This is a genomic window from Longimicrobium sp., assembly GCF_048594345.1.
Lineage (GTDB): Bacteria > Gemmatimonadota > Gemmatimonadetes > Longimicrobiales > Longimicrobiaceae > Longimicrobium.
Genome location: NZ_JBMDXM010000164.1, coordinates 1 through 12,542, shown reverse-complemented (window position 1 = coordinate 12,542; position 12,542 = coordinate 1). Strand labels below are relative to the sequence as shown.

10 protein-coding genes are annotated in these 12,542 nt (G+C 70.0%); 1 reads left to right on the top strand and 9 read right to left on the bottom strand.

The window, feature by feature from the left end; translation table 11 throughout:
- The first annotated feature begins 110 nt into the window (after positions 1 to 110).
- A complete protein-coding gene (gene treY, locus ACOJUJ_RS18050) occupies positions 111 to 3,008 on the top strand; it encodes a malto-oligosyltrehalose synthase (protein WP_420128303.1) in 2,898 nt (965 codons plus the stop codon).
- Between the two features lie 103 nt (positions 3,009 to 3,111).
- Here treY and ACOJUJ_RS18045 read toward each other — a convergent pair whose 3' ends face one another.
- The 9 genes from ACOJUJ_RS18045 to folK form a co-directional block, all read right to left on the bottom strand.
- A complete protein-coding gene (locus ACOJUJ_RS18045; RefSeq protein WP_420128302.1) occupies positions 3,112 to 3,765 on the bottom strand; it encodes an NYN domain-containing protein in 654 nt (217 codons plus the stop codon).
- 321 nt (positions 3,766 to 4,086) lie between these two features.
- Positions 4,087 to 5,106 carry a hypothetical protein gene (locus tag ACOJUJ_RS18040; RefSeq protein ID WP_420128301.1) on the bottom strand — a complete coding sequence of 340 codons (1,020 nt, stop codon included), beginning with the start codon at positions 5,104 to 5,106 and terminating at the stop codon, positions 4,087 to 4,089.
- A gap of 220 nt (positions 5,107 to 5,326) precedes the next feature.
- A complete protein-coding gene (locus tag ACOJUJ_RS18035) occupies positions 5,327 to 6,076 on the bottom strand; it encodes a DUF3108 domain-containing protein (protein ID WP_420128300.1) in 750 nt (249 codons plus the stop codon).
- 163 nt (positions 6,077 to 6,239) lie between these two features.
- Positions 6,240 to 7,043, bottom strand: a complete 804-nt coding sequence (locus ACOJUJ_RS18030; protein WP_420128299.1) for a DUF3108 domain-containing protein — start codon at positions 7,041 to 7,043, stop codon at positions 6,240 to 6,242.
- A complete protein-coding gene (locus tag ACOJUJ_RS18025; protein WP_420128298.1) occupies positions 6,991 to 7,896 on the bottom strand; it encodes a glycosyltransferase family 2 protein in 906 nt (301 codons plus the stop codon). The genes ACOJUJ_RS18030 and ACOJUJ_RS18025 overlap by 53 nt, the downstream gene beginning before the upstream one ends.
- On the bottom strand, positions 7,893 to 8,876 hold the full coding sequence (locus ACOJUJ_RS18020; RefSeq protein ID WP_420128297.1) for a lysophospholipid acyltransferase family protein: 984 nt from the start codon (positions 8,874 to 8,876) through the stop codon (positions 7,893 to 7,895). The genes ACOJUJ_RS18025 and ACOJUJ_RS18020 overlap by 4 nt, the downstream gene beginning before the upstream one ends.
- 295 nt (positions 8,877 to 9,171) lie before the next feature.
- Entirely contained in the window at positions 9,172 to 10,296 is a 1,125-nt protein-coding gene (aroB, locus tag ACOJUJ_RS18015) for a 3-dehydroquinate synthase (protein WP_420128296.1), read from the bottom strand.
- Positions 10,293 to 11,444: a carboxylate-amine ligase gene (locus ACOJUJ_RS18010; protein WP_420128295.1), complete on the bottom strand. Its 1,152-nt coding sequence runs from the start codon at positions 11,442 to 11,444 to the stop codon at positions 10,293 to 10,295. The genes aroB and ACOJUJ_RS18010 overlap by 4 nt, the downstream gene beginning before the upstream one ends.
- Before the next feature lie 43 nt (positions 11,445 to 11,487).
- Positions 11,488 to 12,030, bottom strand: a complete 543-nt coding sequence (gene folK / locus ACOJUJ_RS18005) for a 2-amino-4-hydroxy-6-hydroxymethyldihydropteridine diphosphokinase (RefSeq protein ID WP_420128294.1) — start codon at positions 12,028 to 12,030, stop codon at positions 11,488 to 11,490.
- Between the last annotated feature and the right edge of the window lie 512 nt (positions 12,031 to 12,542).

Genomic DNA, 12,542 nt, shown 5'->3' with positions numbered 1-12,542 from the left:
GGAGCGCGCTCGCGTCCCCTATCCCCGCACGTGCCCGCTTCTTGCTCCCCCGCGCCGCCGACCCGCGGCGGAACCGGCCGCGCGCACTACCCTGGACGGCAATCACCAACGTGAATCCTTCGGACCCGGCCGGCGCGGCGCCCCGGCGCCGCATTCCTTCGGCCACGTACCGCTTTCAGTTCAACGCCGGCTTTACCTTCAAGGACGCCACCGAGCTGGTGCCTTACCTGGCCCAGCTGGGGATCAGCGACCTGTATGCGTCGCCGTACCTGCAGGCGCGGCCCGGAAGCGTTCACGGCTACGACATCGTGGACCACGCGCGCCTGAACCCGGAGATCGGCACGGAGCACGACCATGCGCGCATGTCGGCGGCGCTGCGTGAGCACGGACTGGGCCAGATGCTGGACATCGTCCCCAACCACATGGGCATTGCCATGGGGGCCCGGGGACGGCGCAACCGCTGGTGGATGAGCGTGCTTGAAAACGGCCCCTCGTCGCCCTACGCTGGCTACTTCGACATCGACTGGAACCCGCGCAACCCCGAGCTGTGCGGCAAGGTGCTGCTTCCCGTGCTGGGCGACCAGTACGGCCGGGTGCTGGAAGGCGGCGAGCTGAACCTGGTGTACGAGGCGGGCCAGTTCCGCATCGAATACTACGAGAACGTCTTTCCCGCCAACCCCCGCTCCACCGCCGCCGTCCTGGAGCTGGCGATCGAGAAGCTGACCCTTCGGTCCAACGATCCGGAGCGGATGGAGCTGGCGTCCATCGCCGCGGCGCTGCGGCGGCTTCCCCCGCGGCGCGCGCGCGACGCCCAGAGCCGCGCCGAGCGCCAGCGCGAGCGCATCGTCACGCGCCGGCGGCTGCGCGACCTGGTGTACCGCTCCGAGGCCGTGCGCGGCGCCGTAAACGCCGCCGTAGCCGAATACAACGGCACCCCGGGCGAGCCGCACTCGTTTGACCGGCTGGACGCGCTGCTCAACGACCAGGCGTACCGGCTGGCGTACTGGCGCGTGGCGGCCGAAGAGATCAACTACCGGCGCTTTTTTGACGTGAACGACCTGGCCGGCGTGCGCGTGGAGCGGCCGCAGGTGTTCCAGGCCACGCACGACCACATCCTCAGCCTGGTCCGCGAGGGCAAGGTCACCGGCCTGCGCATCGACCACCCCGACGGCCTGTTCGACCCGCGCGACTACCTGGTTACGCTGCAGCGGATGACGATGGGACTGGAGCGCACCGAGGACTTTTACGTGCTGGTCGAGAAGATCCTCACCGGCGACGAGCCGCTCCCCGCCGAGTGGCCGGTGGCGGGGACGGTGGGATACGAGTTCCTGAACCGGGTCAACGGCCTGTTCGTGGCGCCGGCCAACGAGGGGAAGATGGATGCCATCTACCGCGCGTTCACCGGCTTCGACGACGACTTCGAGAACCTGGTCTACGAGAAGAAGCGGCTCATCCTGCGCTCGTCGCTGGTAAGCGAGCTTACGGTGCTCACCACGCTGCTGGACCGCATCAGCGAGCGCAACCGCCGCTCCCGCGACTTCACCTGGGGCAGCCTGCGCGACGCCCTGCGCGAGGTGATCGCCTGCTTTCCCGTCTACCGCACCTACATCGAAGCCGTCCCCGGGGTGGTCACCGACCGCGACCGCGCCTGGGTGCACCAGGCGGTCGAAAAGGCCAAGGAGCACAACCGCACCACCAGCGGCGCCATCTTCGACTTCGTGCGCGACACGCTGCTGCTGGAGTGGCCCGATTCGCTGGACGCGCGGTCGCGCAGCCAGCACGCGCGCTTCGTGATGAAGTTTCAGCAGCTCACCGGGCCGGTGATGGCCAAGGGGGTGGAGGATACCACCTTCTACGTCTACAACCGCCTGGTTTCGCTCAACGAGGTGGGCGGCGAGCCGGACCGCTTTGGCATCGACCCCGAGGAGTTCCACGCCTTCAACCTGGAGCGCGCGGAACAGTGGCCGCACGCCCTTTCCAGCAGCAGCACGCACGACACCAAGCGCAGCGAGGACGTGCGCGCCCGCATCAACGTCCTGTCCGAGATCCCCGAGTTCTGGTCGGAGCGGGTGAACGCCTGGGCTGGCTTCAACGCGGCCAAGGTGCGCAAGGACGGCCAGCGCCCCGTGCCCGACGCGAACGACGAGTACCTGCTCTACCAGTCGCTGGTGGGCGCCTGGCCCTTTGGCGAGCTGGACGACCAGGGGCGGCAGGACTTTACGGGCCGCGTGCAGGCGTACATGGAAAAGGCCACGCGCGAGGCCAAGCGCCACACCAGCTGGCTCAACCCCAACCCCGCGTACGACAAGGGGCTGGGCGGGTTCATCAAAGACATCCTGGCGGACGGCGAGAGCGCGTTCATGGATGACTTTCTCCCTTTCCAGCGCATGATTTCGCGGCTGGGGATGGTCAACTCGCTCGCCCAGACGCTGGTGAAGATCGCCTCCCCCGGCGTGCCCGACATCTACCAGGGGCAGGAGGCCTGGGATTTTTCGCTGGTGGATCCCGACAACCGCCGCCCCGTGGACTACGCGCTTCGCGGGGAGCTGATGCGCTCGATCGAGACGCGCCGGGGCGAAGTGGGGCTTGCGGAGGCGGCGGGGGAGATGGTGGATGGATGGGAGGACGGGCGCGTCAAGCTGCACGTGGTGCAGACGGCGCTGCGGCTGCGGATGGCGTTCCCCGCCGCCTTTACCGGCGGCGCCTACGTCCCGCTGGTGGCGGAGGGAGCCCGCGCGGAGCACGCCGTCTCCTTCGCGCGCACGGGCGAAGGCGCCGCGGTGATCGTCGTGGTCCCGCGGCTGGTGGCCACGCTCACCCGCGACCGCGATTTCGCGCTCCCCCAAGCCGCGGACTGGAAGGGCACCCACCTCCCGCTCCCCGACGACCTCGCCGGCCGCTACCGCAACGCCCTGACGGGCGAAGAGCTGCGCCCCGGCAAGCACGGCCTGGACCTGACGGACGTCTTTGCCACCTTCCCCGTCGCCCTCCTCGAGCGGATGGACTGAGGAGCCGCGGAGGAATGAGGAGAGGGCACGGAGGCCACAGCCGGCCTTCATCCGCGTCCTTCTCTCTTTCCTCCGCGGCTGCACGTGAGCCCGCTTCTGTGGATCACTCAGACCTGGACCGCGCTTCCCGGTCCTGACTGGTCTTCAATTCGTGCTCACGAAAGAACGGGACGCTGAGCAGGCATGCACGCTCGCAGGCGTAGGGCAGATACCGGTTGTCACGCTGTGTCTCCAGATGTCCCCACAGCACGCGCTTGCCCAGCCGCCGCATCTGCCAGGCGACCGTCGCAAAGTCCGTATCGTTGGAAATGAGCAAAGCGACATCGAAGCGGCTCGTGCACGCCCGTTCGACCATCGTAGACGCCAGCGCAACGTCGACACCCTTCTCGCGTCCGAGCTTTTCCACTCCGTGATCGGCTGACGCGGCGCCTCGTACGTCCGGAAACCGGAGCCGATGGCCCCACCGCACCTGCACGGATGGCAACTCGACCAGCTTGTTGTACCAGCCTTCAGGCCGGCCTTTGCCGGTACGAGGATCGTAGCGGGTGGTTGAGGCGAAGCAGTTCACGCGCTGAAGATGGTAAGGCGCTCCAGCAACACGGGCCGCGACACTCTTGCCGATCCTTCCCCAATCCAGCTTGTGGGGCAGGTTGAGGCGTTTGAGTTCCCGTTCGACGTTCGGCAGATCCACATACAGGTCGAGGCGAGGCAGCCGCTCGCTTCCACTCGAAACCAATCCGCCGGTCGACGCGCTCATAGGAACGTGGGAAAAGGTGGAACGAAAAACCGGGGCTACGTCATCTGCGACGCAGCCCCGGGAGGGCGTGGGCCGTTCCTTCCCGTAGGAAGGTGGCAGACACGTCCCGAGCGAACCTACCCTGTCGCTACAGGCCCCTTCCTCCCGCGGGAGGCGGGCAGTTCGTAGCGTTCGGGCAGAAGTAATATAGACGGAGATGCCTCCCCCGTCAATGGCGCCGTATCAACACGAATGGCAGCACAAGAGAACGGGGTGAGCACCCCTGTTCATACGACGCCACATCCGGTCGAACGTGGTTTGCGGAAGGCGCGTATGCGATCATCACTCCGCGCCCACCGAACCGTCCAACCGCTCGGCGATGGCCCAGGCCAGCAGCGGCACCATGATCTCGTGGTGGCCGGTGAGGGAGAAGCCTCGTCCGCCGCCGGAGCGGGTGGGTCGCTCCACCACGTTCACGCGCGGGCGGTAGTGGCGGTTCATGTCCAGGTCACACGCCGTGAACCCGCGCGGCGCGCCGCCGTGCAGGTTGCGCGCGACCGTCAGCGCCTTGAGAAACACCTCGGGCATCACCACCGCCGATCCCACGTTCACCACCACGCCACCGTCGTCCAGCCCCGCCAGCGCGGCGGAGAGGCGGCGAAAGTCGCGATGCCCCGTGTCGCCGATGGCGGCGCCGTCGGCGGCGGGGTGCTGGTGGATGATCTCCGCGCCCAGCGCCGGGTGCAGCGTGTACTGCACGCCCAGCCGGTACGACTGCAGCAGCAGCGAAAGATCGGGATAGGCCAGATCATCGCGCCCGTCCAGGTCGCGGGCCAGCGACTCGCCCATCCCCCATCCCTCGCGCATGCCGCGCGTAAAGGCGCCGTTCATGTCGCGCCCCGTCTCGTCCGCCATGCCGAACGAGCCGTCCGCCAGCCCCGCCTCCACGTCCTCGCTGGTTCCGCCCCAGCGCGCCATCTCGTAGTCGTGCACACCCGCCGAGCCGTTCGATGCCAGGTGCGTGATGGCGCCGCGCCGCACCAGGTCGATCAGCACCGGCCCCAGCCCCGTCTTGACGACGTGCCCGCCCAGCATCCACAGCACCGTCCGCCGCCGCTCGACGGCGGAGGCGATGGCATCCACCACCGCCAGAAAGCTTTCCGCCTGCAGCACGTGCGGCAGCGAGCGCACGAACGCGTTGAACGTCCGCGCCTCCGCATCCATCGGTGGCGGCGCGGCGAAGTGCTCCGCCAGCACCTTGTTGGGCCGCCCGCCCACCGGCACCGTGCGCACACGCGAAAGGTCCGCCTCGGGGATCTGCCCCGCCGCGGACCCGCCCTGGTTGTCGATGCCGTCTTCCATCGCCGCGTCGTCGCCGGAGGAGAGTGGATGCCGATCCTCCGAAGATGCGCCTTCTCTCTCCCGCGCGCCACGTCCGCCACGATCCTCATCCACCAAAAGATTGGTTTCACGCAGAGTTACCAGAGTTAGCAGAGTAGGTGGATCAAGGAACTCTGCTAACTCTGGTAACTCTGCGTGAGACTAAATCTGTAGAGGCAGGACGATACGAAAACGCGTGAGATCAGGCGCCCGGCCGAAACGAGCGCAGGCGCATGGTGATGGTCGCGGGGAGCTTGCTGGCGTCCGTGCGGATGAACACCGGGATGCGGTACTGGTCGTCGGAAAAGTACACCTCGGCGCGTCCCTGCTCGCTGAACAGGCCGTCCGTGCGGATGATGGGACGCACCACGATCGCGCGGAACTGGCCCGCGGGGACCCGGATCGTCTCGCGCCGCAGCACCTGGAGAATCACCGGGTTGCCGTCCGCCTTGAAGTAGCGCGGCAGGCGGTACGTGGCGCCCACCTCCAGCGGCAGCGTGCGCGCGAAGTACAGAAACGACAGGTCGTCCAGCGGCTCGCCGGTAGGCAGCGTCCCCGTCTCGCCGTTCTCGCGGCGAAAGGTGCGCCGCTCGGGATTGAAGTCGTACGTGCGGTTGCGCCGGTAGCCGCCCTCGCGAAGGTTCTGGTGAAAGCGCCGCGAAAACAGCCCGTCCGTATCGATCCACGATTCGTAGCGGTCGTCGATGCGATAGAACGGCGTGCCGCCCCGCAGCGTCATCCTCGTGTGGAGCGTCTGCTGCCCCTGCAGTGTCTCCACCCCGGTGACGGAAAGCGTGGCGCTCCCCGCCGTGACGGGGCCGAGCTTTACCTGGTATTCCGCGTGCTCGCCGGGCGCGAACGGCAGGCGCTGGGCCTCCGCCGCGGGCGAGGCGAACGCCGCCACCACCACCGCCAGCGTGAGCGTCCGCCGCCCCATCTTCATCCATCCCATCAGACTGCCTCGCTTTATCAGGATCCGCCGCCGGTGGAAAGCTCCGGCAACGGAAATCTCGCGATGATGACGTCTCCGCCGGGTGCGGCGTGACGGCAACGAAGGGAGGGCGCGGAGACGTGGCTCCGCGCCCTCCAGATTGGTCGTACCCGCCGCGCGGCGCTCAGGTGCCGGGGCGAAAGGTGCGCAGCTGCATGGTCAGCGATCCGATGCGCGGAATGCCGCGCGTGCGGATGAGCACGGGGATGCGGTGCTCGTCGTCGGAAAAGAACACTTCCGCGCGGCCACCCTCGCTGAACATGCCGTCCGTGCGGATGACCGGGCGCACGACGATGGTGCGAAAGCGCCCCGCCGGCACCTCGATGGTCTCGCGGCGCAGCACCTGGAGCACCACCGGGTTGCCGTCGGCCTTGTAGTAGCGCGGCAGCGAGTACGTGGCCCCCGGGTCCAGCGGCAGTGTGCGAGCAAAGTAGATGAACGACAGGTCGTCCAGCGGCTGGTTGGTGGGCAGCGTGCCGGTCGTCCCGTTCTCGCGCCGGAACGTGCGCTCCTCCGGAAAGAAGTCGTACGTGCGGTTGCGGCGAAAGCGCGCCTCGTGCTGGTTCTGGTGAAACCGGCGCGAGAACAGCCCGTCCGTGTCGATCCACGACTCGAACCGGTCGTTTACCCGCACCAGCGCGTTGCCGCCCTGCAGCGTCATCACCGTGTGAAACACCTGCTGCCCGCGCACCGTCTGCAGCCCGGTCACGCTCAGGCTTCCCCGGCCGATCGGCAGCCCGGCCAGCCGCACCTGGTAGGTGGCCGACTCGCCTGCGCGAAACGGCACCCGCTGCGCCGTGGCTTCCGTATACACTGGCCCGGCCGCGCGCGCCGGCGCCTCCGCCTGCGCGGTCCCCGCGACCAGCGCCGCGGCGCTAATCGCCAGCGCCGTCCGGCCCCTCCGTACGATCCTGGATATGTCCTTCACGATTTCCTCGCTTTCGTCTTCTCCGCGGCGGGCGTCCCTCGTCGGACGGCCCCGCGGCGGCTTCAGGGGCCTGCGGCTGGGAGGGCTGAGCCACGGTTTCGGACCGCTTCGCCAGCGCCAGGCCGCGCCGGGGGGCCCGCTTGGCCAGCTCCCACGTTTCCCGCAGCGCCGCCCACGCGTCAAAGCGCGTTTCGCGCTCGCGCCGGGTGTAGCGGATCTCTACCGGCGCCTGGTCCGCGCGACGGGCGTGCGGCGCCACGCGCAGCAGCAGTTCGGCGTTGGCGGCCCATCCCTGGCGCGTGAGCAGAGGCTTCCCTTCCTGGTCCTGCAGCGCGCGCCGGATCACCTGCACGCGGTACGCGCGAAAGCCCAGAAAGGGATCGCCGCCCTCGGACGGCAGCGCGGCGCGCGACAGCAGCCAGGGAAGCCCCCGGCGCGACCAGCGCATCCCGCGCGTCACCTCGCCCTGCACCGTCGCCATCGTCGATCCGACGACGTCCGCACCGCCTTCCAGCTTCTTCACCAGCGCGGGGATCTCGTCCGGCGGCTCGGTAAAGTCGGCCTGCATGACGACGACGGTGTCGCGCTTGGGATGGGTGGAGCGGGCGACCGCCTCGCGCAGCACCTGCTCCAGCGCGGCGGCGTACCCGTGCGGGCGCTCGTTGCGCAGCAGGGTGAGCGGCAGCACGCGGGCGTACGGCGCCAGCACCTCGGAAGTTGCATCCGAGGAGCCGTCGTCCAGCACGATGAGGTGAAAGTCGCGGCGGAACTCCGTCATCACCTGGCGAATCCGCCAGAGCAGGACCCCAACCGTCGGCGCCTCGTTCAGCGCCGGGATGCAGATGTAGATCACAGATCGTCCTGTTCCGCGTCGTCCTCCCCCGCGCCACCAGCCATGGGGATACCCGATGTCTCCGCGTCCGGTTCCCCTCGGGGCTTGCTCTTCCAGCGCCGATGGAACCAGAAGTACTGCTCCGGCGCCTCTCGCACCGACGCCTCCAGCCGCGCCGCCAACTCCGCCGTGAGCGTGGCGATGTCGGCCTCCAGGTCGCCCGTGCGCGGCACGGGAACGCGCGTCCCCGACACCTCGTAGCGCACCCCCGGCCCTGGCAGCCGCCGCGCCACGCAGGCGAACACCGGCGCGTCGAAGCGCAGGGCGAACAGCGCCGGCCCGCGGTGCGTGGACGCCGGCACGCCAAAGAAGGGGACGAAGATCCCCGCCTTGCGCGCGTCCTGGTCGGCCACGATGCCCACGACGCCGTTCTTGCGCAGGGCGCGGGGCACGGCGCGGGGTGCGTCGCGCTGGGTGATGGTCTCCACCCCCAGGCGGCGGCGGGTGTCGTCCAGCCGCTGGTCTACCAGCAGGTTTCCCTGGCGGCGCACGATGGCCGAGATGGGGACGCCGCGCGAAGCCACCGCGGCCGCCGCGATCTCCCAGTTGCCGTAGTGGCCGGTCACCAGGATGCAGCCCTTGCCCTCCGCCAGCGCCCCCTCCATCTCGTCCCACCCGCGCGTCACCGTTCGGTCGATGACGGCCTGTGGATTGAGCGTGGCCAGCCGCAGCATGGCCGCCGCCTCGCGCCCCAGGTGCTCGTACGCGCGCCGGGTGACGTCGTCGCGCCACGCGTCGGTGGCATCCGGAAAGGCCAGGCGCAGGTTCGCCTCCACCGTAGAGCGGCGGATGCCCAGCCGATGGACCGCCGCGCCCAGCCTGCGCCCGAACGCGTCCGCCATCCCCTCGGGGAGCGAGGCCACCGCGCCTTCCAGCGTGCGGGCCAGCGCGTATTCCACCCGGTGCCGCGGCGCGTGCCGCCGCTTGTCTGCTTCCGCCACCAGCGTACGATTGCGAGAAAAGCCGGCCCGGGGCGTGTCCCCTGGCCGGCCGATGAAGATAACGCGTTCCGCCCCGCGCCGCTTGGGGTGAACGGGTGAACGGGTGAACGGGTGATGGGGTGAGGCGTTTCCGCAGGAACCCCTCTCCCCCGCCGACTTCGCCGCTCGTTCCTCGCGGCTCGCGGCGACCCCTCCCCCGAAGTTGGGGGAGGGGTCGACGGCCGTTGCGAGGAACGAGCAAAAGGCCCGTCGGGGGAGAGTGCCCGAGGGTCGCGGCGCCCCCTCCCGTTCACCCCTACGACCGCCCCGCCCCCGCCAGCACCTCCACCACCGTCTCGTCCGCCACGGCATGCCCCCAGCGGCCTTCCTTGCCCATCAGCGGCGTGCCGATGTCCTGGATGAGCGCGTACTCCACGCGGCCGTTGCGCGCCTTTTTGTCCGTGCGCGTCCAGCCGACCACCTCGTCCGCCGCGTAACCCAGGGGGAGCGAGGTGGGCAGGCCCAGGCGGGTGAGCAGCTTGCGCAGCCGCGCGGCCGTCCCGGTGACGGTCACGCCGGACTTCTCGCCGATGCGCGCCTCCTCCACCATCCCCACCGCCACCGCCTCGCCGTGCAGCATGGCGTACCCGCTCACCGCCTCCACCGCGTGGGCGATGGTGTGGCCAAAGTTCAGCAGCTTGCGCGGGCCGCTCTCCTTTTCGTCGCGCGCCACGATCTCGGCCTTGATCTCTACCGAGCGGACGATGAGCCGCGCCAGGGCCTGCGGATCGCCCGCCAGCAGCGACTCGGCGTTCTGCTCGATCCACTGCAGGTACTCCGCGTCGGCGATGGCGCCGTGCTTTACCGCCTCGGCCAGGCCGGCGCGCAGGTGCGCCTCGGGAAGCGTCTGCAGCAGCTCCGGATCGATCACCACGCAGTGCGGCTGGTGAAACGCGCCCACCAGGTTCTTTCCCGCGGGCGTATCCACCCCGGTCTTGCCCCCCACGGAGGCGTCGATCATCGCCAGCAGCGACGTGGGCACCTGCACGAAGGGCAGGCCGCGCATGTACGTGGCGGCCACAAAGCCGCCCAGGTCGCCGGGCACCCCGCCGCCAAAGGCCACCAGCGCGGTGTCGCGCCCGCAGCCGGCCTCGAGCATGGCGTCGCTCACCAGCGCCCACGTTTCGCGGTTTTTCTGCTCCTCGCCGCTGGTAAAGGCAAAGACGTCCGTGCGGTACCCGGCCCCGTGCAGCATGCGCGACAGGCGTACCGCGTACAGCTCGGCCACGTGGTCGTCGGTGACCACGGCGTAGCGGTGCGCGGGACAGAAGCGCGACAGGATGCTGGCGATGTTGGAGAACAGCCCCAGGCCAACCAGCACCTCGTAGCTGCGCGAGTTGCCTTCGGGGAGCGAAACCTTGACTCTGTGGGGCGTGCTCATACCGGTTCCTGTAATCGTTGCGCCGCGCGGCGGTCCATTCCCGCGCCCACCACCGTCTCGTCCGCCAGCCACAAGGCAACCCGCCCCAGGTCGCCGTCCATCTCGTCCGCGTGCAGGCGGATGGCGTCCGCCGCGCACCCGCGCTCCATCACCCGCCCCAGCGCCGCCAGCTCCGCGCCGTCGCCCAGCGCCGCCGCCACGCCCTCCAGCCGCTCGCCCAGCCGCTCCACCCACGCCGCCGCGCTGATCGTCCGCGGCTCGGCGCTCTCCACGTCGGCGAACACCGCCTGCGTGCCGTAGCGGCTGGCGCGCCACCCGTTGTCGCTCAGCAGCGTCTGCACGAACGGGTCGGGGAGCGGCGAATCGCGCAGCACCCCCTCCACCGCCCCCGCCACGATTGCCCGCAGCAGCGCCGCGATGGCCACCGCATCCTCCAGCCGCGGAGTGCAGTCGGAGATGCGCGCCTCCAGGGTGGGGTACACGTGGTGCGGGCGCATCTCCCAGTACAGCCGCCCCGGCGCGTCGATGCGCTCGGATTCCACCAGCCACCTGACCAGCGCCGCGAACTCCGCGTCGTCCGCAAAGCGCGGCGGAGCGCCCGTGCGCGGCCAGCGGCGCCAGAGGATGGACCGGTACGACGCGTGCCCCGTGTCCCGCCCGCCGAAGTACGGCGACGCGGCGGAGAGCGCCAGCAGCAGCGGCAGGTGCAGCCGAACACAGTTCGACGTCCGCGCGCGGTCGACGCCCTTGGGCACGCCCACGTGCACGTGCATCCCGAAGATGGCCTGCGACTCGGCCAGCCGCCGGTACTCCTCGCGCAGCTCCTGGTACACGGGCGCGGGGTTGAAGACGTGCCCCTCGGCCGGGCTGAACGGGTGCGTCCCCGCCGCCACGATGCGCAGCCCCTGCGCCTCCGCCGCCACGGCCGCCGTAAAGCGCAGCCGGGCCAGGTCCTCGCGCACGCAGTCGGTGCCCTCGCACACGCCGGTTTCCACCTCCACCGTGTGCTCCTGCATCTCCGGCTTGAGCTCGTCGGCCCAGTCGCCGGCGATCACGTAGCGGGCGCGGCTGCGCAGCTCGCCCGTGCGCGCGTCGACGAGCTGGTATTCCTCTTCTACGCCAACGGTGAAGTCTGCGGAACGGGGCATGCGGCGTCGCGAAAGGGAACGCGCGTTCCGCCCGAGGAAGAGCTTAGCCGGGAGGACGCGCCGGGGCAAGCGGGGCCCCGGACCCGGGAAGCGCGCCCACCCGCTCGACGCGCTCCAGCGCGTCCGCCGAAGAAAGCAACTCCCGCGCCGTGCGCAGCAGCACGGGATGCGTCCACTCCGGAGCCACTTCCACCAGCGGATACAGCACAAAGCCACGCAGGTGCAGCCGGGGGTGCGGCAGGGTAAGTTCCGCCGTCCGCATCACCCGCTCTCCATACGCCAGCAGGTCCACGTCCATCGTCCGCGGGGCGTTGGCAAAGCTGCGCCGCCGCCCCAGCGCCGCCTCCACCCCCTGCGCCGCCGCCAGCAGCGCCGGCGGCTCCAGCCCCGTCCATCCGCGGACGACCACGTTGTAGAAGTCCGCCTGCTCCGCGAACCCCACCGGCTCCGAGCGCCACACCGACGACACGCCGCCGATCCGCACCACCGCCGACAGTGCCTGCACCGCCGCCGCCAGCTGCGCCACGGGTTCGCCCTCGTTGGCGCCCAGCCCCAGCAGCACCTCGTTTCCCGCGTCGTCGCGCATGTGGGCCAATCGATGGAAGGATGGGATGATGATCGGGATTCTGCCCCGGCGCCGACAACATACAGCGCCGCCGCCCGCGCGGCCCCCGGGGACCCTCCCCCGGCGGCGCCTGAGAGCGCGCCACCCCCTCCCGCAAACAGCGCGGGAGGGGGGATACACGGCACGGGCCGGTGGCGGTTCGTCGGATTGGGGCGCGGGATGGTGGGCAGCCTCCCCGTCCCTCCCCTACGAGCTGCGTGGGGCAGGGAGAATCCGCACCACCATCTCCCAGGCGAGATCGACGTTTATACCCTCTCCCGCTTGCGGGAGAGGGTGCGAGCCTAAGCGAGCGGGTGAGGGCCCCCCGCCGAAGCGCGCCACCGTTTCCATCCTCCGTACCTTCGTACCTTCGTACTTTCGTACTCTCGCACTCCACTCCGAAGAACGAAGCGGGGGCCCCGGGGACCCGGGGGGCCGCATGCGGGAAAGCGTAGCCGCGGGAGGATGGGGGAGAGTGCCCGGGGTTGTGGGGG